Source organism: Nonomuraea rhodomycinica (assembly GCF_013363995.1).
GTDB lineage: Bacteria > Actinomycetota > Actinomycetes > Streptosporangiales > Streptosporangiaceae > Nonomuraea > Nonomuraea rhodomycinica.
Window position 1 is genome coordinate 1 of sequence record NZ_JABWGO010000008.1, and the last position, 23,819, is coordinate 23,819.

21 protein-coding genes are annotated in these 23,819 nt (G+C 73.9%); 13 read left to right on the forward strand and 8 right to left on the reverse strand.

The genetic code is table 11. The features are described from left to right. The 6 genes from HT134_RS44870 to HT134_RS28260 form a co-directional block, all read left to right on the forward strand. The coding region (locus HT134_RS44870; RefSeq protein ID WP_512698718.1) for a GNAT family N-acetyltransferase at window positions 1-1,292 on the forward strand (1,292 nt) is incomplete at its 5' end. A 146-nt stretch (window positions 1,293-1,438) separates the two neighbouring features. Further along, window positions 1,439-2,071, forward strand: coding sequence for a TetR/AcrR family transcriptional regulator (locus tag HT134_RS28240; RefSeq protein WP_175603515.1), 633 nt, complete (start codon window positions 1,439-1,441; stop codon window positions 2,069-2,071). Between the two features lie 53 nt (window positions 2,072-2,124). Next, entirely contained in the window at window positions 2,125-3,660 is a 1,536-nt protein-coding gene (locus tag HT134_RS28245) for an acyl-CoA carboxylase subunit beta (protein ID WP_175603793.1), read from the forward strand. Beyond that, window positions 3,657-5,561, forward strand: a complete 1,905-nt coding sequence (locus HT134_RS28250; protein ID WP_175603516.1) for an ATP-binding protein — start codon at window positions 3,657-3,659, stop codon at window positions 5,559-5,561. Before HT134_RS28245 ends, HT134_RS28250 begins: the two co-directional genes overlap by 4 nt. Next, window positions 5,558-6,403, forward strand: coding sequence for an enoyl-CoA hydratase-related protein (locus HT134_RS28255; RefSeq protein WP_175603517.1), 846 nt, complete (start codon window positions 5,558-5,560; stop codon window positions 6,401-6,403). The genes HT134_RS28250 and HT134_RS28255 overlap by 4 nt, the downstream gene beginning before the upstream one ends. Window positions 6,404-6,431: 28 nt before the next feature. After that, window positions 6,432-8,357 carry an acyclic terpene utilization AtuA family protein gene (locus HT134_RS28260; RefSeq protein WP_175603518.1) on the forward strand — a complete coding sequence of 642 codons (1,926 nt, stop codon included), beginning with the start codon at window positions 6,432-6,434 and terminating at the stop codon, window positions 8,355-8,357. A 109-nt stretch (window positions 8,358-8,466) separates the two neighbouring features. Here the strand turns inward: HT134_RS28260 and HT134_RS28265 are convergent, their stop codons facing one another. Next, window positions 8,467-9,324: an NAD(P)-dependent oxidoreductase gene (locus tag HT134_RS28265; protein WP_175603519.1), complete on the reverse strand. Its 858-nt coding sequence runs from the start codon at window positions 9,322-9,324 to the stop codon at window positions 8,467-8,469. A 136-nt stretch (window positions 9,325-9,460) separates the two neighbouring features. Between HT134_RS28265 and HT134_RS28270 the strand changes: the two genes are divergently transcribed. From HT134_RS28270 to HT134_RS28290, 5 genes are all read left to right on the forward strand, one after another. Next, complete coding sequence (locus tag HT134_RS28270; protein ID WP_175603520.1) at window positions 9,461-10,300, forward strand: helix-turn-helix transcriptional regulator; 840 nt, start codon at window positions 9,461-9,463, stop codon at window positions 10,298-10,300. Between the two features lie 191 nt (window positions 10,301-10,491). Next, on the forward strand, window positions 10,492-11,298 hold the full coding sequence (locus HT134_RS28275; protein WP_175603794.1) for a GNAT family N-acetyltransferase: 807 nt from the start codon (window positions 10,492-10,494) through the stop codon (window positions 11,296-11,298). A 358-nt stretch (window positions 11,299-11,656) separates the two neighbouring features. Then, window positions 11,657-11,878 (forward strand): hypothetical protein, encoded by a 222-nt coding sequence (locus HT134_RS28280; protein WP_175593566.1) that lies wholly within the window; start codon window positions 11,657-11,659, stop codon window positions 11,876-11,878. A 106-nt stretch (window positions 11,879-11,984) separates the two neighbouring features. Beyond that, on the forward strand, window positions 11,985-12,836 hold the full coding sequence (locus tag HT134_RS28285; RefSeq protein ID WP_175603521.1) for a helix-turn-helix domain-containing protein: 852 nt from the start codon (window positions 11,985-11,987) through the stop codon (window positions 12,834-12,836). A 71-nt stretch (window positions 12,837-12,907) separates the two neighbouring features. After that, entirely contained in the window at window positions 12,908-13,174 is a 267-nt protein-coding gene (locus tag HT134_RS28290) for a hypothetical protein (RefSeq protein WP_175603522.1), read from the forward strand. A gap of 22 nt (window positions 13,175-13,196) precedes the next feature. On the opposite strand, the gene HT134_RS28295 is transcribed toward HT134_RS28290, so the two are convergent. The 7 genes from HT134_RS28295 to HT134_RS28325 all read right to left on the reverse strand — a co-directional run bounded on the left by HT134_RS28295 (window position 13,197) and on the right by HT134_RS28325 (window position 21,234). After that, a complete protein-coding gene (locus HT134_RS28295; RefSeq protein ID WP_312888501.1) occupies window positions 13,197-13,619 on the reverse strand; it encodes a helix-turn-helix domain-containing protein in 423 nt (140 codons plus the stop codon). Continuing rightward, entirely contained in the window at window positions 13,616-14,233 is a 618-nt protein-coding gene (locus HT134_RS28300; RefSeq protein WP_175603523.1) for a TetR/AcrR family transcriptional regulator, read from the reverse strand. The genes HT134_RS28295 and HT134_RS28300 overlap by 4 nt, the downstream gene beginning before the upstream one ends. Window positions 14,234-14,249: 16 nt before the next feature. Then, window positions 14,250-16,391, reverse strand: coding sequence for a glycosyltransferase family 39 protein (locus HT134_RS28305; protein WP_175603524.1), 2,142 nt, complete (start codon window positions 16,389-16,391; stop codon window positions 14,250-14,252). Next, window positions 16,388-17,557 carry a bifunctional glycosyltransferase family 2/GtrA family protein gene (locus HT134_RS28310; protein ID WP_246365684.1) on the reverse strand — a complete coding sequence of 390 codons (1,170 nt, stop codon included), beginning with the start codon at window positions 17,555-17,557 and terminating at the stop codon, window positions 16,388-16,390. Before HT134_RS28310 ends, HT134_RS28305 begins: the two co-directional genes overlap by 4 nt. Before the next feature lie 40 nt (window positions 17,558-17,597). Then, window positions 17,598-18,935 (reverse strand): HAMP domain-containing sensor histidine kinase, encoded by a 1,338-nt coding sequence (locus HT134_RS28315; protein WP_175603526.1) that lies wholly within the window; start codon window positions 18,933-18,935, stop codon window positions 17,598-17,600. Beyond that, window positions 18,932-19,627, reverse strand: coding sequence for a response regulator transcription factor (locus HT134_RS28320; protein ID WP_175603527.1), 696 nt, complete (start codon window positions 19,625-19,627; stop codon window positions 18,932-18,934). Before HT134_RS28320 ends, HT134_RS28315 begins: the two co-directional genes overlap by 4 nt. 80 nt (window positions 19,628-19,707) lie before the next feature. Beyond that, on the reverse strand, window positions 19,708-21,234 hold the full coding sequence (locus HT134_RS28325; protein WP_175603528.1) for a phytoene desaturase family protein: 1,527 nt from the start codon (window positions 21,232-21,234) through the stop codon (window positions 19,708-19,710). 212 nt (window positions 21,235-21,446) lie between these two features. Here HT134_RS28325 and HT134_RS28330 point away from each other — a divergent pair, with 212 nt between their 5' ends. Together HT134_RS28330 and HT134_RS28335 are read left to right on the forward strand one after the other, a co-directional pair. Continuing rightward, window positions 21,447-22,373 carry a pseudouridine-5'-phosphate glycosidase gene (locus tag HT134_RS28330; RefSeq protein WP_175603529.1) on the forward strand — a complete coding sequence of 309 codons (927 nt, stop codon included), beginning with the start codon at window positions 21,447-21,449 and terminating at the stop codon, window positions 22,371-22,373. 248 nt (window positions 22,374-22,621) lie between these two features. Further along, window positions 22,622-23,785, forward strand: a complete 1,164-nt coding sequence (locus HT134_RS28335; RefSeq protein WP_281387698.1) for a carbohydrate kinase family protein — start codon at window positions 22,622-22,624, stop codon at window positions 23,783-23,785. Window positions 23,786-23,819: the final 34 nt, after the last annotated feature.

Below are 23,819 nucleotides of genomic sequence, written 5' to 3' on the forward strand. Positions count from 1 at the left end.
GCCCCTTCACCCCCGACGACCTCGACGCCGTCCACGCCTTCGAATCGCGCCCCGACGTCACGCGCTACCTCTACTGGGAAACCCGCGACCACGACGCCACCCGCGCCGGCCTCGACCCCCAGGTCAGCCGCACCGCCATCCCCGACGAAGGCGACGACCTCAACCTCCCCGTCGTCCGCCGCGCCCCCGGCCACCCCCACGGCCCTGCCGCGCACGCCGGCCACCCTCAAGGCCCGGCCCCGCACTCCGGCCACCCCAACGGCCCGGCCCCGCACGCCGGCCCCGCGAACGGCCGGGGCGGCCAGCGTGGTCACGGCGCCAACGGCGCCGACGGCCCCGGCGGCCCCGGCGGTCAGCAGGGCCAGCCCGAGCAGGCCGCCAAGCAGCGCCGCACCCTCACGTTCGCCCTGTCCGGCGCCGCCGCCGCGGCCCTGCTCGTCGTGGCCGGCGCGGTCATCGTGCAGTCCCAGGGCAAGCCCACCGAGGTCGTCGCCGTGGGCAACCAGAGCCAGGCGACCCCCACCGACGGCTCGGCCGGCGGGCAGCCCCTGGAGCCGCCGGGCGTGGAGGCCACCCCCGAGCCGGGCCTGCCGACGACCGGCGCGGTCCCCACTCCCGACCTGGAGGAGCCGGAGCCGACGAAGACGGCGGCGGCGCAGAAGCAGCCGAGCCAGCCGAGCCCCCTCCAGCCGGTCGCCACCCAGGCGCAGATCCCCGCCACGGTGGCCCCGCCGAAGCACGAGGAGAAGACCTCCGCGCCGGCTCCCACCAGCAAGCCCAGCAAGACCAAGACGCACTCGGACGACATGGTGGACCCGGCGACGGCGCCCACGGACACGCCGGGCGAGGACCAGGTGCCGCAGCCGTCGGCCAAGCCGACGACCGCCAGGCCCACCGTGAAGCCGACGGTCAAGCCGACCACCGCGAAGCCGACGGTCAAGCCCACCACCGCGGCCCCGCTCAAGCCGAACCCGTACACGCCGACCCAGGTGTGCGGGGCGGGCTACAAGGTGATCGACAGCCACGCGCTCGGCGGCAACGCCACGATCTACCTGCTCTACAACTCGGGCTCGGGCCAGAACTGCGTGGCGACCATGTCGAAGTACGTGTATCCGGGCAAGGTCGCGATGAACGCGATCCTCCAGGTCAAGGGCGGCTCCAGCGGCTCGAACCCGGGCAGCTTCACCGCGTACGCGGGCCCGGTGCGCCTGAGCGCGAAGAAGCAGTGCGTGGTCTGGGGCGGCACCTGGAAGACGCTGACCTGGAAGTCGGGCTGGAGCCACTGCGGCTGACCCACCGGGGGCGTGTCCCCTGAGCGTCCCTTGAGCGTCGCCGAAGGCGCCCTGCCGGTTCCCGGCCGGGCGCCTTCCGCTGTGCGGGCCCGTGGTCTCCGTGACCGTGCCTTCCCCCCGGCACGGCCCCGGGTTACGCTGTTGACGTGATCGTCAAGTCGGACGCGCTGACGGCCCGGGGCAGGCGCACCAGGGAGACGCTGGTGCGGGCCGGCCGGGAGGCGTTCGACGAGCACGGGTACGAGGCCGTGCGGGTGGACGACGTGTGCGCCAGGGCCGGCGTCTCGCACGGCACCTTCTACACCTACTTCGCCTCCAAGGAGGCGCTGTTCCGCGAGGTGGCCGCGGCGGTCGTGGGCGAGATGTTCGCCGCCAGCGTGGTGGGCCCCGCGGCCTCCGGCGACCCGTACGCGCGGATCGAGGCCGCCAACCGGCTCTACCTGCGCGCCTGGTCCGCCAACTCGCGGCTGGTGCGCATGCTGGAGCAGGCCGCCACGGCCGAGGAGGGCCTGCGCGAGCTGCTGCTGGAGCTGCGCGAGGTGTTCGTGCGGCGCGGCGCCGACGGGCTGCGCCGCCTCCAGGAGCAGGGCCTGGCCGACCCGGCGCTCGACCCGCGGCTGACCGCGATCATGCTGGGCGGCATGGTCGAGCACTTCGCCCGCGTCTGGCTCGACCTCGGCGAGCCGGCCGACGAGCGCGCGGCCGTGGACCTGCTGACCCGGCTGTGGGCCCGGGCCATCGGGTTGACACCCGCGTCGACTTCTGCGGAGGACACGTGATCGGGAGCAGACTCGACACCGGCGACCCCGAGTACGCGCGGCGGCGCGAGGCGATGCTGGCCAAGCTGGCCGAGCTGGACGCCGAGCACGCCAAGGCGGTGGCGGGCGGCGGCGAGAAGTACCGCGAGCGGCACCGGGCCCGCGGCAAGCTGCTCGCCCGCGAGCGGATCGAGCTGCTGCTCGACCCCGACTCCCCGTTCCTGGAGCTGTCGCCGCTGGCCGCCTGGGGCAGCGACTTCCACGTCGGCGCGAGCGTCGTGACGGGGATCGGGGTGATCGAGGGCGTCGAGTGCGTGGTGTGCGCCAGCGACCCCACGGTGCGGGGCGGCGCCTCCAACCCGTGGACGCTCCGCAAGACCCTGCGCGCCTCCGACATCGCCCTGAAGAACCGCCTGCCGTACGTCAACCTCGTGGAGAGCGGCGGCGCGGACCTGCCGACGCAGAAGGAGATCTTCATCCCGGGCGGTCAGGTCTTCCGCGACCTGACGCGGCTGTCGGCGGCCGGGATCCCGACGATCGCCCTGGTCTTCGGCAACTCGACCGCCGGCGGCGCCTACGTGCCGGGGATGAGCGACCACGTGGTGATGGTCCGCGACCGGGCGAAGGTGTTCCTCGGCGGTCCGCCGCTGGTGAAGATGGCGACCGGCGAGGAGTCCGACGACGAGTCGCTCGGCGGCGCCGAGATGCACGCGCGCGTCAGCGGCCTGGCCGACCACCTCGCCGCCGACGAGCACGACGCGCTGCGGCTCGGGCGGCGGATCGTCCGCTCGCTCGGCTGGCGCAAGCTCGGCGCCCGGCCGCTGACGCCGGTGCGCGAGCCCGCCCGCCCGGCCGAGGAGCTGCTCGGGCTCGTCCCGGACGACCTGCGCGTCCCGTTCGACCCGCGCGAGGTGATCGCCCGGATCGTGGACGGCAGCGAGTTCGACGAGTTCAAGCCGCTGTACGGCGCGTCGCTGGTCACCGGGTGGGCGCGGCTGCACGGCTACCCCCTCGGCGTCCTGGCCAACGCCCGGGGCGTGCTGTTCAGCGAGGAGTCGCAGAAGGCGGCCCAGTTCATCCAGCTCGCGAACCAGACGCGCACCCCGCTGCTGTTCCTGCAGAACACCACGGGCTACATGGTCGGCAAGGAGTACGAGCAGCGCGGCATCATCAAGCACGGCGCCATGATGATCAACGCGGTGTCCAACTCGACCGTGCCGCACCTGACCGTGGTCATGGGCGCCTCGTACGGCGCGGGCAACTACGGCATGTGCGGCCGGGCCTACGACCCGAGGTTCCTGTTCGCCTGGCCCAGCGCCAAGTCCGCGGTCATGGGACCCGCGCAGCTCGCCGGAGTGCTGTCGATCGTCGGCCGCGCCTCGGCCGAGGCGCGCGGGCAGGTGTACGACGAGGAGGCCGACGCGGCGATGCGAGCCATGGTGGAGGCGCAGGTGGAGGCGGAGTCGCTGCCGTTCTTCCTGTCCGGGCGGCTGTACGACGACGGGGTGATCGACCCGCGCGACACCCGGACCGTGCTCGGGCTGTGCCTGTCGGCGGTCAACAGCGCGCCGGTGCCCGAGGCGGCGGGATACGGGGTGTTCCGGCCATGATCACCCGCCTGCTGGTGGCCAACCGGGGCGAGATCGCCCGCCGCGTCTTCCGTACCTGCCGTGAGCTCGGCGTCGAGACCGTCGCGGTGTTCTCCGACGCCGACGCCCGCGCGCCGCACGTGGCCGAGGCCGACGTCGCGGTACGGCTGCCGGGCACGCGGCCGGCGGAGACGTACCTGGCGATCGACCGGATCGTGGCGGCGTGCCGGGCCTCGGGGGCGGACGCGGTCCACCCGGGCTACGGGTTCCTGTCGGAGAGCGCGGAGTTCGCGCGGTCCGTGCTGGCGGCGGGGCTCGTGTGGGTGGGGCCGCCGCCGGAGGCGGTCGCCGCGATGGGGTCGAAGGTGACGGCCAAGCGGCTGATGGCGGAGGCGGGGGTCCCGGTCCTGCCCTCGTGGGAGGCCGGCGCGGACGGCTCGCGCGATGACGCCGGGGAGCCCGCGTACCCGTTGCTGGTGAAGGCGTCGGCGGGCGGCGGCGGGCGCGGGATGCGCGTGGTGCGCTCCCCCGCCGACCTCGCCGCGCAGGTGGAGTCGGCGCGGCGGGAGGCCGAGGCGGCGTTCGGCGACGGCACGGTGTTCGTGGAGCCGCTGCTGGAGGGCGCCCGGCACGTCGAGGTGCAGGTCCTCGCCGACGGGCACGGCACGGTGTGGGCGCTCGGCGAGCGCGAGTGCAGCATCCAGCGCCGCCACCAGAAGGTCGTCGAGGAGTGCCCGTCGCCGGGCATCGGTGACGCCGTGCGCGAGAGGCTGCGCGCGGCGGCGGTTCGCGCGGCCCGGGCGATCGGCTACGTGGGCGCGGGCACCGTGGAGTTCCTGGTCGCGGGCGAGCGGGTGGCGTTCCTGGAGATGAACACCCGGCTCCAGGTGGAGCACCCGGTGACCGAGCTGGTGTACCGGGTGGACCTGGTGCGGCTCCAGATCGAGATCGCCGAGGGTTCCGCGCTGCCGGCGGACCCGCCGGAGCCGCGCGGCCACGCCGTCGAGGCCCGCCTGTACGCCGAGGACCGCGACCACCTGCCGCAGACGGGCGTCCTGTCGCACGTCGAGCTCCCGGGGCACGGGCACGGCATACGGGTGGACTCCGGGGTGGAGCCGGGCTCCGTGGTGCCGCCGTACTACGACGCGATGCTCGCCAAGGTGATCGCGCACGGCGCCACGCGCGGCGAGGCGGTCCGGAAGCTGGCGGCGGCGCTGCGGCGGGCCCGGCTGCACGGCGTCACCACGAACCGCGACCTGCTGGTCGCCGTCCTGGACCATCCCGCGTTCCGCGCGGGCGACACGCACATCGGCTTCCTGGACGAGCACCGCGACACGCTCCTGCCCCCGGACCCGCCGGGGCCGCCGCCGCTCGCCGTGCTCGCCGCCGCCCTGGCCGGGGCCGCCGCCAACCGCCGCGACGCGCGCGTCCTCGCGAGCCTGCCCGGCGGCTGGCGCAACGTCCGCTCGCAGCCGCGCACCGCCCGCTTCGAGGAGGCCGAGACGGTCTACGACCCGCTGCCCGACGGCGTCGCCGTGGTGTCCGCCGAGCCGGACCTGGTCGTGCTGGAGGCGGACGGCGTGCGGCGGGCGTTCCAGGTCGCCCGCCACGGCGGCAAGGTGTACGTCGACTCCGGCGGCGTCCACGCCGAGCTGACGCCGCTCCCGCGCCTGCCGGAGCCGGTCGAGCGGGCCGCGCCCGGCTCACTGCTCGCGCCCATGCCCGGCGGCGTCCTTCGGGTGGAGGTCAAGGAAGGGCAGCGCGTGGGCAAGGGGCAGGCCGTGCTGGTGCTGGAAGCCATGAAGATGGAGCATCGGATCACCGCGCCCGCCGCCGGGATCGTGTCCGCGCTGCGCGTGGGGAAGGGCGACCAGGTCGAGGCCGGGGCGGTGCTGGCGATCATCGACGAGGAGAACACATGACGCGCCTGGTCCACAGGGAGCTCGCCGGCGGAGTGGCCACGATCACCCTCGACTCTCCGCCGAACCGCAACGCGCTGTCCGTGCGGCTGCTCGGTGACCTGGAGGAACGGCTGACCTGGGCGCTGGCCGAACCGGAGGCGCGGGTGATCGTGCTGACCGGCACCGGCCCGGTCTTCTGCTCGGGCGCCGACCTGAAGGAGCAGCGGATCGAGCCCGCCTCGGGCGCCGCCGACGCCCCGGTGACGGCGTCGTTCCCGGAGATCATGGCGCTGCTGTGGGAGAGCCCGAAGCCGGTCATCTGCCGGCTCAACGGCACCGCCCGGGCCGGCGGCCTGGGCCTGGTGGCGGCCTGCGACTTCGCCGTCGCGCCGCTGACGGCGTCCTTCGCGTTCAGCGAGGTACGGCTCGGCGTGGTGCCCGCGATGATCTCCGTACCGGTGCTGCGCAGGCTGAACCCGAGGGCGGCGGCCGAGTACCTGATGACCGGGGAGGTGTTCGACGCCGCCAGGGCGGTGGAGATCGGGCTGCTGTCGCGCGCCGTACCGGCGGAGGAGCTGGACGCGGCGGTCGCGCACTACGCGGACATGCTCGTCAAGGGCGGGCCCGAGGCGCTGGCGATCACCAAGCGGCTGGTGCGCGAGGTGCCGGCCATGCCGTTCGAGGAGGGGCTGCGGCGGATGACGGCGCTGTCGGCGCAGCGCTTCACGTCCCAGGAGGGGCAGGAGGGGATCGCAGCGTTCATGGCCAAGCGCCCGCCCTCCTGGGTCCCGGCCGCGCCGGACGAGGAGAAGCCGGACGCGGAACCGGGCGAGGAGAAGCCGGGCGAGGAGAAGCAGTCATGACGACCGCGCCTTCGCCGGAGGTGTGACGGTGCTCCGCGTCGCCAACTGCAGCGGCTTCTACGGCGACCGGCTGTCTGCCGCCCGCGAGATGGTCGAGGGCGGCCCCGTCGACGTGCTCACCGGCGACTGGCTGGCGGAGCTGACCATGCTCATCCTGGCCGGCAACCGCCTCAAGGGCCGTCCCGGCTACGCGCCGACGTTTCTCAGGCAGCTCGAGGACGTGCTCGGCCCCTGCCTCGACCGCGGCATCAAGATCGTCGCGAACGCGGGCGGCCTCGACCCGGCGGGCTGCGCCGAGGCCGTCCACGAGCTGGCCGCCCGGCTCGGCCTGTCCCCCGCCGTCGCGCACGTCACCGGCGACGACCTCATGGGACGGCCGCTCGACCTGGTCAACGCCGACACCGGCGAACGGCTCGACGCCGAGCCGCTGACCGCCAACGCCTACCTCGGCGGACGGCCCATCGCCCGCGCGCTCGCCGCGGGAGCGGACGTCGTGGTGACCGGCCGGGTCACCGACGCCGCCCTGGTGACCGGCCCGGGCATGTGGCGGTACGGCTGGGGCCCGGACGACCTGGACGCCCTGGCCGGATCGGTGGTCGCCGGCCACGTCATCGAGTGCGGCTGTCAGGCCACGGGCGGCAACTACGCGTTCTTCCAGGACGTCCCGGACCTCGCGCACTGCGGCTTCCCGATCGCCGAGCTGCACGCCGACGGCTCGTCGGTCATCACCAAGCACCCCGGCACGGGCGGCCTCGTCTCGGTGGGCACGGTCACGGCGCAGCTCGTGTACGAGATCGCGGGGCCGCGCTATCCCGGCCCGGACGTGGTGGCGCGCTTCGACACCGTCACGCTGTCGGACGACGGCCCGGACCGGGTGCGGATCTCGGGGGTGCGCGGCGAGCCGCCGCCGGACACGCTCAAGGTCGCGGTGACCGTGCCGGCCGGCTACCGCAACACGATGACGCTCGTGCTGACGGGCCTGGACGTGGCGGACAAGGCGCGGGTCGCGGAGGAGGCGATCTGGGCGCGGGTGCCGCGGGAGTCGTTCGACCAGGTGGACGTCACGCTCACCGACCGGGGACTGCTGCGGGTCACCGTCATGGACCGTGACCGGCGCAAGGCGGGCCGCGTCTTCTCCTCCGCGGTGGTGGAGACGGGCCTGGCCGGCTACCCGGGCTTCCACGCGCTGACGCCGCCGGGCGACGCCTCGCCGTACGGGATCTACTGGCCGATCCTGGTCCCGGCGGCCGAGGTCCCATGGACCGTCCACCTCGACGGCTGTCCCCTCCCTCCGGATCCCGCCCCTCCGGCCGCCGTGGCGAAGGACGGAAAGGAAACCGCACCGGCCTCCCGGCCCCGAACCCCGCAGGCCCCCGCACCGGCCGCCATGGGGACGGACCCGCAGGACCCCCAAGGCCCTGCACTGGCCTCCGTGGCGAAGGACTCGGCGTGTCCTGCACCAGCCGCGGCCCCTCTGGCGCCGGGTCGGCGGGAAGAGGTACGGCGGAGCGCGGCGCCCGGCAACGGCGCCCCGCCCCCCGTCGATCGACCCCCAGCCGTCGACCGACCCCCGTCCGTTGACAGACCCGCCACCGCACACGTCCGGCGCATCCCCCTGGGCCGCATCATGGGGGCCCGTTCGGGGGACAAGGGCGGCAACGCCAACCTGGGCGTCTGGGTGGGCACGCCGGAACGGCACGCCTGGCTGTCCGCCACCCTCACCGTGGACCGGCTGAAGGAGCTGCTGCCCGAGCTGGCCCCGTACCGGATCGACCGCCACGACCTCCCCAACCTGCACGCCCTGAACTTCGTCGTGCACGGCCTGCTGGGCCGCGGCGTGGCCGCCAGCCCCCGCATGGACCCCCAGGCCAAGGCCCTGGGTGAGGAGCTGCGCGCCTGTCCGATCGACGTCCCCGAGGACCTTCTGCCGGGCCCCGCCGAGCCGCCCGCCTGACCGGCCCGGCACACGGGCACCGTCCAGGACGCGGACCGGGCCCAGGACACGGACCGGGCACAGGGGACCGGGCACAGGACACGGGCCAGGCACAGGCCACGGACCGGGCTCAGGACGCGGTGCGGTTGACGACGCTCCAGTCCTCCCCGCCCCGGCCCTCGGCCACGACCCGGGTGAAGGCCGTGAGCACGGCGTCGAGGAAGGGGTACCCGCCGGACCCCGCCAGCCGCGACGCGTAGTCGAGGTCCTTGCGCGCCCACTCCGCGGAGAAGTTGATCGGATCGGGCGGCGTGACGAGGTTGTCGTGCGCCAGCCTGGTGACGACCCCTCCGGGCCGCTCCACCAGCGCGGCCCCCACCTGCCCGAGGTCCAGACCCGCCTCCCCGGCGAGCCTCATCGCCTCGCCGAACGCGACCATGTGAACGGCCTGCAGCGTGTTGAGCACCAGCTTGAAGCGCGTGCCGGCGCCGACCGGGCCGAAGTGCCGGACGTCCCGGGCGACGGCGGTCAGCACCGGGTCGAGTTCGGCGAGCCGGGCCGCGTCGCCACCGGCCAGCATCGTGAGGTTGCCGGTCCGGGCGCCCTCCGCCCCGCCCGTCACCGGCATGTCGAAGAACGTGAGCCCCCGCTCGGCGCAGGCGGCCGCGAGCTCGGCGACCCAGTCGACCGACAGGGTGGCGGAGGAGATCAAGGTCGTGCCGGGACGGGCGCCGGCCAGGATGCCGTCGGGGCCGGTCCAGACCGCGCGCGAGGATCCGTCGTCGGCGGTCACCTCGAAGACCACGTCGGCATGGCGGGCCGCCTCCGCCGGGGTGCCCGCCACCCGCGCGGCCTCCGAGATCGACGACAGCACCTCGGGGCGCAGCGGGCTGCGGTTCCACAGGACCACCTCGTGCCCGGCGCCGGCCAGGTTGGCGGCCATGCCCCGGCCCATGATGCCCACTCCGACGATTGCCACGACTGCCATCGTTCTCTCCTTGGTCAGTGCCTGATCGACGTGCGGTGTCATCGTGCCCGCCGTGGAAGGCGGTGAGGCAGGCCCGCCCGAGGGGTGCCCTCGCAGGGCCACCCTCGGGCCGCCGGCGGAGCGACATACTGGGGGAATGCCAGCGAAGACCGATCTTGGCGAGTTCCTGCGGGCGCGGCGGTCCAGGATCGCGCCCAAGGAGGCGGGGCTGCCCGCCACCACCGGACGCCGCCGGACGCCCGGGCTGCGCCGCGAGGAGGTGGCGATGCTCGCCGGCGTGAGCATCGAGTACTACACCCGCCTGGAGCAGGGCAAACAGGGCAACCCCAGCCCGGCGGTGCTGGAGGCGATCGCCGGGGTGCTGCGGCTGGGCGAGGACGAGCGGAGGCACCTGTTCGAGCTGGCCAACGCTCCCGTGGCCCGATCCGCCGCCGCCCCTCCTCCCCGGCAGATCAGGGCCGGGGTGCGCCGGTTGCTGGACATCGTCGCCCCGCACCCCGCGCAGGTGCTGAGCCGGGCCAACGACCTGCTGGCCGCCAACGAGGCGGGGATGCGGCTGCTGCCGGGGATCGAGGAGTGGCCGGCCGCCTCGCGCAACACCGCGCGCTACACCTTCCTGGACCCGCGGGGCAGGAGCCTCTACGAGAACTGGGACGAGGTGGCCGCGGCCACGGTGGCTCATCTGCGGGCCGCCGCGGGCACGTATCCCGACGCGCCCGACGTGGTTGCCGTGGTGGGTGAGCTGGCGGTCAAGAGCCGGGAGTTCGCCGCCCTGTGGGACCGCTACGACGTCGGCAAGCGGGCCAACGGCCGCAAGTGCTTCCGGCATCCGGCCGTGGGCGCCATGACGTTGACGTACGAGGTGCTGACGGTCGCGCGCAGCGACGGGCACCGGCTGGTCGTCTACCAGGCGGAGCCGGGCACCCCCGACCACGACGCGATGCTGCTGCTCGGGATGGCGCGGGTGAGCGGCTGACCCACGGGGCTCGGGCGCGGGTTCCGGGAGCGGAGCGCGCCGTCGCGGCTGATGAGGCCGCCCTGCCGGGTAGTCCCACCCACATCAACCGCCACGACACACTCCCTTCACTTATACCCCACCAGAAGGGGATTCAGCCGTACAAAAAGGTTTGTGAGCCCACATCCGGATACGGAAGGATGCCGGGCGTGATGAGGATCCGCCACCTCGGCCCGGCCGACCTGGACGCCTGCACCCGCCTGGCCATCTCCCGCCAGTGGGGGCCCGAGCGCCACAAGTGGGCGCTGCTGCTCGACGTCGGCCAGGGCTACGGCATCGACGCGCCCGACGGCGACGGACTGGCGGCGACGAACATCCTCACCCGCTACGGCCACGACCACGCCGTGATCAGCATGGTCCTCACCGCCGAGCGCCACGCCCGCCAGGGGCTCGCCCGCGCGCTCATGGAGCACGCGCTGGAGCAGGCCGGCGACCGTACCGTCTCCCTGCACGCCACCGAGCAGGGCCGCCCGCTGTACGAGCGGCTCGGCTTCCGCACCGTGGGCCGGGTCGCCAAGCACACCGGCGTGTTCGCCGGCGAGCCGTCCGGCGCGACCCGCCCGGCGACCGGCGACGACCTCGGCGCCATCCTGGCCCTCGACGCGGAGACCTTCGGCACCGACCGCTCGCACGTGCTGCGTCGGATGTTCGGGTTCGGGGTCTCCGTCCGGGTGGCGGACCAGGGTTTCGGTCACTGCTGGCGCAACGATACGGACGTCGTCATCGGCCCCGTCGTGGCGCGGGATCTCGCCACCGCCCAGGCTCTGATCGGCGACCTGGCCCTCGACGCCGGGGGCGAGGTGCGCATGGACCTCGACCTCGCCCAGGAGGAGCTGGTCGCCTGGGCCGTGGCGCACGGGATGGGCCGGCCGTGGGCGGTGTCGCTCATGGTCAGGAACGGCAGCCTGCCCGGTGACCGCACCCGGCAGTTCCTCCCGTTCATGCAGGCCCTGGGCTGATCCGCGCGTTCCGTCGCGGGGGGTGCCGGCGGGACCGACCCCGCAGCGGGTACGGCTACCGCCCGTTCCGTGCCGGGCGCCGGCTCGCGGCCCGGCTCCTCGTCGGCACGCTCGCTCTCACCCTCCACCAGCCGCCCGCCGTCGAGCCCGGCGAGGCGCGGCCGCGGAGTGGGTCCTCATGACGACCCATCCTGGCAGGCCTCGCTCGTGGGCTGACTCTCCTTGTCGACCTTTCTGACCGGAGAATCCCTTCGATCTCCCAATATGGTGATTTTTCCAAAAACGATCAGATGTGTCCTGTCGGGCCGTACAATTGCGCGCAATTGCAGATCTTTGTCCATGGGGGAAGGACCCAACCATGCGCATGCGGTTCCTCGGCTCCACGTCGGAGGCGGGCGCCTGCCCCACCCTGTACGAGACCGACCGCGGCACCATCGTGGTGCAGGGCCTGCGGCTCACCGATCCCGAAGCCCTCGCCGACCTGCGCGACGTCCTCGACGGGGAGGACGCGGTGGAGGTGCCCCGGGAACTCATCACCGAGATCGCCCGCCGTGTCCTGCCGGAGCCCCCGAAGCCCTAGCCGAGGCCGGTCCGACATCCGGTTCGCCACATTCCGCTGTTGCTTGGTCACGATTGCGCCACTGCCTCTGGCATGATCCACCCGCTCCCGTCTAGCCTCTTGCGGCGTGACGTCCTTTCAGCAGGCGCGGATCGACCTCGGCAGCCAGCTGCGGCAGCTTCGCGAGGCCGCGCACCTGTCGGGCAAGGACCTGGCCGAGCGGCTGCGCTGGCAGCCGTCCAAGGTCTCGCGCCTGGAGAACGCCAGGCAGACGGCCACCGAGGACGACGTCGTGGTGTGGGCGCAGGCCGTGGGGGCCGGCCCGGAGACCGCGGACGACCTGATCCGGCAGGCGATCGCGCTGCTGGAACGGCACGACGACTGGAAGCAGCGGCACCGCAGCGGCCTGGCCGCGATCCAGGAGGACATCCGCGACCTGGAGGCCCGCACCCGGCTGTTCCGGGTGTTCGAGCCGAACATCGTCGTCGGCCTGCTCCAGACCGCCGAGTACTCCCGGCACGTGTTCAGCAAGGTCAAGCGCCTCTACAGCGCGCCCGAGCAAATCGACGCCGCGGTCCGGGTGCGGATGCAGCGCCAGGAGATCCTGTACGACCGGGCGCGGACGTTCCGCTTCGTGCTGCCCGAGTCGGCGCTGCACACCCGGCTCGCCCCGCTCGACGTCATGCGCGGCCAGCTCGACCGGCTGCTCGCCGTCAGCACCTTGCCGAACGTCGAGTTCGGGGTCATCCCTTACACCGCCGAGATGCCGTCCGCGCCGATCAACGGGTTCTGGATCTACAACGACGCCATGGTCGGCGTCGCGACCCTGACCAAGGACCTGGTGCTCCGGGACCCCGACGACATCGCCTTCTACGTCCGGGCGTTCGAGGACTTCGCCAAGGTGGCCGCCTTCGACGAGGACGGCAGGGACGTCATCATCCGCGTTCTTGGCGAATACCGGAAACAATCCGCGCATTGATCCTCGCAATTGCTTGCCCGCCTCCACAAGATCGTGCAATTCTGTCGCGGAAGACGTTGCGGAGGTGACGCATGATGCTTGATACCGCGCTCAGCCTCGAGCGGTTCGCGTGGTACGCGGGTCGTCACGCCGACCTGACGGTCCAGAGCCTCTCGCTGGCCAGCGACCCGGCGTACGTGTCGGTGCGCAACCGCTTCTCCACCACGCTCGCCGAGACCGTGACGTGCGCCGAGGACGGCAGCTTCGTCACCTCGTGGGGCTACCGGCTCGGCACGGCCGACGACGTCGAGTCGGCCGCCGCCCGCCTGGCGTTCCTGCTGGCCGCTCTGCCCGCCTGAGAGCGAGGAGACGCGCGGGCCGTCAGGCGGGGCCCACGCAGGTGTCCGGTTCCGCGCCGATGCCGCTCTCGATGACCCGCCGGTAGTCAGGGCACCGGGTGAAGTCCTCGGCGTCGCACTCCAGGACGTGCTCGATCAGCCGCTTGGAGGCGGCGATCTCGGCCAGGCGCCGCTCCAGCTCGGCGTGCTGGCGCCGCAGGAGCTCGCGCCGCTCGTCCGGGCCGGACGCCTGGAGCATCCGCCCGATGCGCTCCAGGCTCATCCCGCCCGCCTTGGCGCGCACGATCGTGGCCACCCGCACCAGGTGGTCCTCGGTGTAGACGCGGCGGCCGTTGACCCGGGCCGCGGGGGTGAGCAGCCCCATCGCCTCCCAGTGGCGCAGGACGTGGGCGGCCAGCCCGAACCGCTCGGCCAGCTCGCCGATGCGCATGCCGGAGGCCGTCACGAGAAGGCCGTCACCGGGATGCCGGCCTCGCCGGCGGCGGCGGTGCGGGCGTGGGCCAGCAGCCGCCCCCGGTCGAGCACGTCGGGATGCAGGGTGTAGCGGATGATGAGCCCGTCGAGCATGGCGTCGATCCGCTCGGCCGCGCCCGCGGGGTCCTCGCAGGCGAACTCCCCCGACTCCGTGCCGTCGGACAGCACCCGGGCCAGCGCGTCGAGCCAGGCCGTCTCCAGCTCCAGCATTATCTCGTTGACGGCCGGCTCCCTGAGCGCGGTGTTCCAGGCGTCGATCCAGAGCAGCCAGCTCTGGTCGGAGGGCGACTCCGGGATGTAGTAGCGCAGCACCCGGTCCAGCCGCTCCACCGCCGAGCCCGGGCCCGCGACCAGCTCGTCCAGCTTGGCGCTCTCGATGTCGAGCGTGGCCCGGAGCATGGCGGTGATCAGCTCGTCCTTGGTCGCGAAGTGGTAGTGGATGAGGCCGCCGCTGACGTTGATCGACTTGGCGATGTCGGCGATCCTGGTGTGGGCCAGACCCCGCTCCAGCACCACCTTGCGCGTGGCCTCGAGCAGCTCGGCCCTGCGCTGGTCAGCCTGATCGGCCCGGGACGTACTCCGCACCGGGCCAGCCTATCCGTCAGGAGAGCGCGGCGGAGCAGTCGTAGAGGCCGTCCTGGCCGTCCACCGCGGCACAGTTCTGCCGCACCCAGGTGGAGACCTCGCTGTCGCCCCGGCCGGGGCCGCCGCGGTCGCCGCCGCTGAGCACGTACCGCAGCCGGCCTGAGGAGACCAGCTCCTTGAGGCGGTCGACGGTCATGGCCGGGTCGCTGCCGGTGAAGCCGCCCATGGCGATCACCGGCTCGCCGGTGGACAGGATGATCGAGGACGCCTGCTGGGCGCTGTCGACGGCGACCAGCCACTCGGCCCGGCCCTGGTGGGCCAGCAGGTACGTGACCATGGAGGCGCTGACGCCGCCTCCCGGGCCGCCCGTCATCCGGCCGCCGCGGCCGTCGTCCAGCGCCTCCTGACCGTTCTGGCCGTCCTGCGGGAGGCCGTCCTGCGGGGGCTGCATGCCCTCGGGCGGCCGGCCGCCGCGGAAGGCGCCGTACTGGCCGGGCGGCAGGCCGCCGGGGCGCGTCCCGCCCATGGGGCCGAAGCCCATGCCGCCCGCCGACGGGCCGGCGGTCGGGTTGGTGCCGTTCACCTGCGAGCCGAGGGGCGACAGCGCGTACGCTGCGGGCCCGGCCAGCCCGGCGACCAGCGTGGCGGCCAGCGCGCCCACGGCGACCCGGGCGGCCAGGCGACCGCGGCCGGCGAGGACCAGCCGGGCCAGCGCCAGCCCGGCGACGGCGAGGACGGTGGCGGCGAGCACGGCCCAGGCCAGCCACGGCACGAAGTCGGGGGTGCGGCGCAGCACGGCGAACGACCAGCCGCCCGTGACCGCGACCGCCACGGGCAGCACCCACGCCCAGGCGCGCGTCCGGCGGAAGGCGCGCCACATGAGCACGCCGCCCATGCCGGTGATCGCGGCCACGGCCGGGGCCATGGCGGTGGTGTAGTACGGGTGGAAGGTGCCGCTGGAGAAGCTGAACACGACGTAGTGGACGGCCAGCCAGCCACCCCAGACCAGCCACGCGGCGCCGCTCGCACCCTCCCGGGCACCGGCCGCGGGCGGGGCCGCGGGCGTCTCGCCCTGGTCGCGGGCCGCGAGGCGCGTCACCGTCGTGTCGTCCTGGGCGCCGGCCGCCCCCTCCGCGCCGGCGCGCCGGTCGATCCAGCGGGTCAGGGCCGCGAACGCCAGGGCGAGGGCGCAGAACGGCAGCAGCCAGGAGATCTGCCCCGCCATGATGGCGTTGAACAGCCTTCCCGCGCCCGACTCGCCGCCGAACGACGCGCCGCCTCCGCCCCCGAATCCGCCGCCGCCGGGGCCGCCCTGGCCGAAGATCCGGCCCAGGCCGTTGTAGCCGATGACGAGGTCCCAGACGGAGTTGTCGGTCGAGCCGCCGACGTACGGGCGGGACGCGGCCGGCCACAGGTCCACGATCACCATCCACCAGGCGCTGGAGACCGCCATCACGGCGCCGGCCGCCAGCAGGTGCCCGATCCGCCGCGCCACGGCCCCTCGGGCGCACACCAGGTACGCGAGCGCGAACGCCGGCACCACCAGGTACGCCTGGAGCATCTTGGTGTTGAAGGCCAGCCCCACGAACAGCGCGCACAGCAGCAGCGACCGCAGCCGCCCGGTCCGCAGCGACTCCAGGCAGAACCACGCGGCCAGCACGAGCAGCAGCACGAGGACGGTGTCGGGGTTGTTGTCCCGGTTGATGGCCACGGTGATGGGCGTGAGGGTCATGACGACGGCCGCGAGCAGCGCCGCCACGTGCCCCTGCCGGGCGTCGCCGTAGGCGCGCAGCACACCGCTGTGCACCAGGGCGACGGCGGCCACACCCGCGACGGCCTGCGGCAGCAGCATGCTCCACGTCCCGAACCCGAACACCCGGGCCGACAGCCCCATCACCCAGAGCGCGAACGGCGGCTTGTCCACGGTGATGTACGAGCCCGCGTCGATGGCGCCGAAGAAGAACGCCTTCCAGCTCTTGGTGCCGGACAGGACGGCGGCGGCGTAGTACTCGTTGGCGTAGCCGCTGAGCGCCCAGGCGTACAGGACGAACGCGGCGGCGAGCACGGCCCACAGGGCGGGCCGCGACCAGCGCGGTGCGGGGGCGGCGGCGCGCCGGGACGCGCGGCGGCGGGCGGCCAGGCTCACGGCGGTCGTCATCGGGCGTTCCTCCGGGGGTTGAAGACCCACACGCGCAGCAGCAGGAACCGCACGAGCGTGGCCAGCGCGTTGGCCACCACGACGGCGACCAGCTCGACGCCGTGCGAGACGCCGTCGGGCAGCAGGGCGAGGCCCCCGGTGGTCAGGGCGAGCCCGACGAGGAACGCGATGAGCCCCTCGAACTGCTGGCGCAGCGCCCCGGACGACCCGGTGACGCCGAAGGTGAAGCGGCGGTTGGCGGCGGTGTTGGCCACGGCGGTGACGAGCAGGGCGACGGCGTTGGCGGTGAGGGCGGGGACGGCCTGGCGCAGGCCGGAGAACAGCAGCAGGTAGGCGAGCGTGCTGAACACGCCCACGACGGCGAAGCGGGGAAGCTGGCGGGCCATGCCGCGGGGCAGCTCGGCCTGGCGCACGCGGGCGGGGACGGGGATGCGGGCGGCGCCGGACAGCGTCCTGCGGGCGACCCGGGCCATGCCGCGCAGGTCGTCGAGGGCGGTCCGCAGGACGTCGACGCGGCTGTCGGGGTCGTCCACCCAGTCGACGGGCACCTCGTGGATGCGCAGCCCGTGCCGCTCGGCCAGCAGCAGCAGCTCGGTGTCGAAGAACCACTGCTCGTCCTCGACGGCGGGCAGCAGCGCCTGCGCCACCTCGGTGCGCACGGCCTTGAAGCCGCACTGGGCGTCGGAGAAGCGCGCCCCCATCACCGAGCGCAGCAGCAGGTTGTACGCGCGGGAGATGAACTCGCGCTTGGGACCGCGCACCACGTTCGCGCCGCGCGAGAGCCGGGTGCCGATCGCGAGGTCGCTGTGACCCGACAGCAGCGGCGCCACCAGGGGCAGGAACGCGTCGAGGTCGGTGGACAGGTCGACGTCCATGTAGCTGACGACGTCGGCCTCACTGGCCGACCACACCTGCCGCAGCGCCCGGCCGCGGCCCTTGGCGTCGAGGTGGACGGCCCGCACGTGGGACAGCTCGGCGGCCAGCAGCCGGGCCTCGTGCCAGGTCCCGTCGGTGCTGGCGTTGTCGGCGATCGTGATGCGGAAGCCGTAGGGGAAGGTGCGGGTCAGGTAGCCGTGCAGCCGGACGATGCTCTCGCGCAGCGCCCGCTGCTCGTTGTGGACGGGGACGACCACCTCGACGAGGCGCGTCTTGACTGATGTCTGCATGCTACTAGTGCAGAACATCCTTCTTTGAACAGACTTGTGGCTATCTGAGCGATGAGTGAGATTTCCCAGGAATCTCGACAGTGGCGATGACTCCCCCGCCCGGGGCGTTGTCAAGGCGCACCCGTCCGCCCGCCTCGGCGACGGCCTGCGCCACGATCGCGAGCCCCAGCCCGGAGCCGGGCATGGCGCGGGCCGACGGCGAGCGCCAGAACCGGTCGAAGACGTGCGGCAGCTCCTCCTCCGCGATGCCCGGCCCGTGGTCGCGCACGGTCAGCGTGCCGTCGCGCAGCACCACGTCCACCTGGCCGGGGCCGAACTTGGCGGCGTTGTCGATGAGGTTCAGCACGGCACGTTCCAAGGAGGCGGCGCCGCCGACGACGTACCACTCGCCGAGGTCGGTGGTGACCTCGGCGCCGCGCAGCCGCGCCCGCTCGACGGCGGCCCGCACGACGTCGTGCAGCCCCAGCTCGGTGTGCGGCTCGTGGTCGGTGTCGCCGCGGGCGAGCTGGAGCAGGTCGCCGACCAGCGTGGACAGCTCGGCGAACTGCGCCTTGACGTTGACGAGCAGCCGTTTCTTCGCGCCGGGCTCGATGCTGCGGCCGGTCTCCTCGCTGCGCAGCAGCAGGTCGATGTTGGTACGCAGGGTGGTCAGCGGCGTGCGCAGCTCGTGGCCGGCGTCGGCGACGAGCTGGCGCTGCCGCTCCCGCGACCCGGCCAGGGCCGCGGTCATGGCGTTGAACGACGTGCCCAGCCGGGCGATCTCGTCGGTGCCCTGGACGGGGATGCGGGTGCTGAGGTCCTCGGTCTGCGCGATGTGCTCGACGGCCTTGGTGAGGCGGCCCACGGGGGCCAGGGCGGTCCTGGAGATCGCCAGGCCGGTCCAGGCGGCCGCCAGCGCGCCGAGCGCCGTGAGGCCGGCCAGGCCGAGCGCCATCCGCCGCAGGGAGCTGTTCAGGTGGTCCAGCGGCCGCGACTCCAGGACGGCGACGCCGGGCGCGAAGTTCGTGGTCACCACGCGCACGCTGTGCCCGTCCATGGTCTGGCCGTTCCGGAAGACCGGCTCGCCGGGGCGGGCGACCCGGGCCAGGTCCTCCTCGGTGGCCTTGACGGGCGAGCCCACGGAGCAGGTGGTGTGGTCGGCGAGCAGGAGCGTCACGGTCTCGGCGAAGTGTCCTTCGGTGCCCTCGGGGCGGCAGTGCTCCTGCAGCCATTTCTGGTCCCCGGGCTTCTCGGGCTCCAGGATCGCCTGGTCCAGCGTGCCGAGCATCTGCTGCTTGGCCACGACCCACGACAGCGCCGAGGCCAGCGCGATGGCCAGCGCCACCGCGACCGTGACCAGCAGCGTCAGCCGCGAGCGCAGGCTGCCGGACCGTCTCATGTCGCCGCCCGCAGGACATAGCCCACCCCGCGCACGGTGTGGATCACGCGCGGCTCGCCGCCGGCCTCGGTCTTGCGCCGCAGGTACATGATGTACACGTCGAGGGAGTTGGAGGTCGGCTCGAAGTCGAAGCCCCACACCTCGCCGAGGATCTGCTCGCGGGTCAGCACCTGGCGGGGATGGGTGAGGAACAGCTCCATGAGCAGGTACTCGGTCCGGGTCAGGTCGAGGGGCCGGTCGCCGCGGGTGACCTCCCTGGTCGCCGGGTCCATGCGCAGGTCGCCGTAGGCGAGAGTGTTCTCCGGCGTGCTCGCGTGCAGGGCGCCGCGCCGCAGCAGCGCGCGGACGCGGGCCAGCAGCTCGTCCAGCTCGAACGGCTTGACCAGGTAGTCGTCGGCGCCCGCGTCGAGGCCGGACACCCGGTCGCCCACGGCGTCGCGCGCCGTCAGCATGAGCACGGGCACGTGGTTGCCGGCCGCGCGCAGCCGGCGGCACGCGGTCAGCCCGTCGAGGCGCGGCATCATCACGTCGAGCAGCACGGCGTCGTACGGCTCGCGGACCAGCGCGTCCAGCGCGGCCTGGCCGTCGTTGGCGGTGCCCACCTTGTAGCCCTCGAACTCCAGGCTCGACTGCAGCGCCTCGCGCAACGCGGGCTCGTCGTCCACCACCAGCAACCGTGCGGGCTCACTCATGCTCACAAACTAAGGGCACATCATGAGAACCCTATGAACGGCACCGGCCGGGTTGGATGAGAACGATCAGCCCGTGAGCATCAGGGGGTGAGCAGGGCCATCGCGGCGTTGTGGCCGGGGATGCCGCTCACGCCGCCGCCTCTGCGGGCGCCCGCGCCGCACAGCAGGATCCGCTCGTGCTCGGTCTCCACCCCCCAACCGCCCCCTTCCTCGGTGTAGGGCCAGCTCAGGTCGCGGTGGAAGATGTGGCCGCCCGGGAGCCCGGCCTCGTTCTCCAGGTCCACCGGCGTCCTGACCTCGACGCAGGGCGTGCCGTCCGGGGCGCGCAGCAGGCAGTCCTCGATCGGCTCGGCCAGCACGCCGTCGAGCGAGGCGAACGTGGCCCGCAGCGCCGCCTCCCGCGCCCCCTCCGGGTCGGCGCGGAACAGCCGCGCCGGCATGTGCAGGCCGAACAGCGTCATCGTCTCGGCCCGTCCCCGCAGCTCCGGCCCGAGAATGGAGGGGTCGGTGAGCGAGTGGCAGTACACCTCGGCGGGCGGCACGTGCGGGATCTCGCCGCGCGACGCCTGCGCGTGGGCCGCCGCGAGCTGGTCGCGGCCCTCGTTGATGTGGAACGTCCCGCTGAACGCGGCCCGGGGGTCGACGGAGGCGTCGCGGAGCCGGGGCAGCCGCGACAGCACCATGTTGACCTTGAGCTGCGCCCCCTCGGGCACGTCGGCCGGACGGCCGAGCACCCGGTCCAGGACGGCGGGCGGCAGGTTGACCAGCACGTGGCCGCCGGTCACCGTGTGCTCGCCGTCGCCGTCGCCGTCGCCGTCGACGTCGCGGAAGGTGACCTCCCCGGACGGCGCGATGCCGACGATCTCGGCGCCGGTCCTGATCTCGGCGCCGGCCCGCCTGGCCACCGCCTCGATCGCGCCCGAGACGGCGCCCATGCCGCCGACCGGGACGTTCCACTCGCCGGTGCCGTCGCCGATGACGTGGTACAGGAAGCAGCGGTTGGCCGCCAGGTCCGCCGCCGGGTCGGCGAAGGTGCCGATCAGGGCGTCGGTCAGCACGACGCCGCGTACGGTGTCGTCGCCGAAGCGCTCGTCCACCGCCTGGCCGACGGGCCGGGCGAACAGGTCGCGCCACGCCTCCGGCCCGACCAGCCGCTCCACGTCGGCGCGGGTGGGCAGGGGCCGGAGGAGGGTGGGGGCCAGGGCGCGCGCCGTGCGGGCGACCATGGCGTAGAAGTCGCGCCACGCCTTGTGGTCGGCGTCGCCGCCGGTGACGTTCCGGAACGACTCCGCCGTGCGGGCCTCGTCCTCGTTGTCGACGAGCAGCCCGGTGCCGTCCTTGGGGGTGTACGAGGCGTAGCGGCGGCGGCGCAGCTCCAGGTCGAGGCCCAGGTCCTGGACGATCTTCGTGGGGAGCAGGCTGACGAGGTAGGAGTAGCGCGACAGCCGTACGTCCACGCCGGGGAAGGCGCGGGCGGAGATGGCGAGCCCGCCGGCGTGGCCGAGGCGTTCGAGGACGAGCACCCGCCGCCCGGCGCGGGCGAGGTAGGCCGCGGCCACCAGGCCGTTGTGCCCACCGCCAGCCACTACAACGTCATATTTCGCCATACGGGCACCTTACGACCTCGCCCCCGGCCGCGCCCCTCCCCCCGCGCCCCTCCCCGTGGCAGCCCCGTGAGGCGCCGTCGCGGAGCCGTAAGCTGGGGCGGGGCGGCCCCCAGGGGACGCGCGCCCCAATTAGCCGCAAACCCCTCAAATGCACTAAAGTCCACGTTTCGCCCTGCCCGTGGGCGGACCGTCCGAAGGAGCACCACAGCCACATGCGCACCGCCGCCGACCCCCTTCTCCAGCCGTCCGACGAGGTCGCCGAGGCCCTGTCCACCGGTGCGCCCGTCGTGGCCCTGGAGTCCACGATCATCTCCCACGGCCTGCCGCAGCCGCGCAACCTCGAGGTCGCCCGGGAACTGGAGGGGATCGTCCGCGAGGCGGGCGCCGTGCCGGCCACCATCGCCGTGCTCGACGGCGTCGCCCGCGCCGGGCTGACCGACGCCGAGCTGGAGCGCGTCGCGTCCGAGCCGGGGCTGCGCAAGCTGGGCCAGCGCGACCTGCCGATGGCCGCGGCGCTGAAGGCCAGCGGGGCGACGACCGTCTCGGCGACCTCGTTCCTGGCGGCGCGGGCGGGCATCCGGGTGTTCGCCACCGGCGGTCTCGGCGGGGTCCACCGCGGCTGGACCGAGGACCAGGACGAGTCGGCCGACCTCGGCACCCTCGCCGGCACCCGCATCACGGTGGTGTGCGCCGGCGTCAAGTCCATCCTCGACGTGCCCGCGACGCTCCAGCGCCTGGAGACCCGCGGCGTCAGCGTGGCCGGCTACCGGACCGACCTGTTCCCGGGCTTCTACCTGCACTCCTCCGGCCTGCCCGTCGAGTGGCGGGTGGAGACGCCCGAGGAGGTCGCCGACGTGATGCGCGCCCAGGACGCCTTCGGCGGCCCGGAGAGCGCGCTCATCGTCGCCAACCCGGTGCCGGTGGACCAGCAGCTCGACCCCGCGCTGCACGACCAGGTGCTCGCCGAGGCCCTGGAGGCCGCGGACCGCGACGGCGTCACCGGTCAGGCGATCACGCCGTTCCTGCTCGGCTACCTGGTGCGCGGCACGGGCGGCGCCTCCCTGGAGGCCAACCTGGCCGCCGTCCGCGGCAACACCGCGCTCGCGGCCCGCATCGCGCTCGCCTGGTCCCGGCCGTGACCGACGCGGCCCAGCCGCCCGCCCCACCCCCGGCGCCCCCCGCCACCCCGGAACCGGCCACCCCCGGCGCGCCGCTCTCCTCCGTCGCGGGCCCGGACACACCGGAACCCTCCCCCAGCGCGCCGCTCCCCTCCGTCGCGGGCCCGGACACACCTGACGCGGCGCACGCACGGGGTGGGTCGCCCGAGGGGGCGTCCCCGAACGCGTCGGGCGCGCAGGACGAGACGCCCGAGGAGACATCCCCCGACATGGGGGACGCGCAGGGTGGGTCCCCCCAGGGGGCATCCCCGACCGCGGCGGGCGCGCAGGATGAGGCACCCGAGAAGGCGTCCCCCGACCCGGCGGGCGCGCAGCATGAGACGCCCGAGGAGACACCCCCCAACCCGGGGGGCGCGCAGGGTGAGGCACCCGAGGAGGCATCCCCGGACGCGGCCGGCGCGCACGGTGAGGTGCCGGAGCGGGCGGCTTCGGCGGCCGGCGTGGTGGGTGGCGGCGGGTTGCTGGTGGTCGGCGACGTGGTGACGGACGTCGTGGCCCTGCACAGCGCCCCGGTCGCACCAGGCACCGACACCGCCGCCGACATCGCGCTGCGGCCCGGCGGGTCCGGCGCGAACACCGCGAGCTGGGCCGCCCATCTCGGCGCCGACACCCGCCTGCTGACCCGGCTCGGCTACGACAGCAGCGAGTGGCACACCGCCGAGCTGGTCAGGGCGGGGGTGCGCCCGCACGCCCAGGTGGACCCCACCCACCCGACGGCCGTGGTGATCGCCATGGTGGACGCCACCGGCGAACGGTCCATGCTCACCAACCGGGGCGCCGGCGGCCAAATCTCCCCCGCCGACTGGGACGACGCCTTCCTCGACGGCGTCGCGCTGCTGCACCTGTCGGGCTACACGTTCTTCACCGGGCCGGGCCTGGCCCTGGCCCGGCTGGCGATGGAACGGGCCACCGCCGCGGGCATCGCGATCAGCGTCGATCCCGCGTCTACCGGGCCCTTGCGCGAGTTCGGGGTCGAGCGGTTCCTGGACGAGTCGGCGCCCGCCGGCCTGATCATCCCCAACCGCGACGAGGCCCTCGTGCTGACCGGCGTCGGCGATCCGGAACGCGCCGCCGAACTCCTCAGCGAGCGGTACGGCACGGCGGTGGTCAAGCTGGGATCCCAGGGGGCGCTCTCAGCGAGCGGGGGCCGTATCGTGGCGGCGGCGGAGGGCGTGCGCGTCCACGCCCTCGACACGACCGGCGCGGGCGACGCCTTCGCTGCCGGATATCTCACAGCCCGTCTCAACGGCGAGGGCGAAGCGGCAGCTCTGCGGGCGGGATGCCAGGCGGGTGCGGAATGTGTGGCCCTGGTGGGCGGTCGGCCACGGTACGGTTTGGAAGTGCACCGTCTTTACCCTATTCACGCCGATTGATAGCTTGCCGCGTAGGCTGCACCATGAGCCACAT

Coding starts and splice junctions, on each gene's coding strand:
- HT134_RS28245 (WP_175603793.1), top strand. CDS start 2,125: ATGCTGGCCAAGCTGGCCGAGCTGGACGCCGAGCACGCCAAGGCGGTG.
- HT134_RS28250 (WP_175603516.1), top strand. CDS start 3,657: ATGATCACCCGCCTGCTGGTGGCCAACCGGGGCGAGATCGCCCGCCGC.
- HT134_RS28255 (WP_175603517.1), top strand. CDS start 5,558: ATGACGCGCCTGGTCCACAGGGAGCTCGCCGGCGGAGTGGCCACGATC.
- HT134_RS28265 (WP_175603519.1), bottom strand. CDS start 9,324: ATGGCAGTCGTGGCAATCGTCGGAGTGGGCATCATGGGCCGGGGCATG.
- HT134_RS28270 (WP_175603520.1), top strand. CDS start 9,461: ATGCCAGCGAAGACCGATCTTGGCGAGTTCCTGCGGGCGCGGCGGTCC.
- HT134_RS28275 (WP_175603794.1), top strand. CDS start 10,492: ATGAGGATCCGCCACCTCGGCCCGGCCGACCTGGACGCCTGCACCCGC.
- HT134_RS28280 (WP_175593566.1), top strand. CDS start 11,657: ATGCGCATGCGGTTCCTCGGCTCCACGTCGGAGGCGGGCGCCTGCCCC.
- HT134_RS28290 (WP_175603522.1), top strand. CDS start 12,908: ATGATGCTTGATACCGCGCTCAGCCTCGAGCGGTTCGCGTGGTACGCG.
- HT134_RS28305 (WP_175603524.1), bottom strand. CDS start 16,391: ATGACGACCGCCGTGAGCCTGGCCGCCCGCCGCCGCGCGTCCCGGCGC.
- HT134_RS28310 (WP_246365684.1), bottom strand. CDS start 17,557: ATGCAGACATCAGTCAAGACGCGCCTCGTCGAGGTGGTCGTCCCCGTC.
- HT134_RS28315 (WP_175603526.1), bottom strand. CDS start 18,935: ATGAGACGGTCCGGCAGCCTGCGCTCGCGGCTGACGCTGCTGGTCACG.
- HT134_RS28320 (WP_175603527.1), bottom strand. CDS start 19,627: ATGAGTGAGCCCGCACGGTTGCTGGTGGTGGACGACGAGCCCGCGTTG.
- HT134_RS28325 (WP_175603528.1), bottom strand. CDS start 21,234: ATGGCGAAATATGACGTTGTAGTGGCTGGCGGTGGGCACAACGGCCTG.
- HT134_RS28330 (WP_175603529.1), top strand. CDS start 21,447: ATGCGCACCGCCGCCGACCCCCTTCTCCAGCCGTCCGACGAGGTCGCC.
- HT134_RS28335 (WP_281387698.1), top strand. CDS start 22,622: ATGGGGGACGCGCAGGGTGGGTCCCCCCAGGGGGCATCCCCGACCGCG.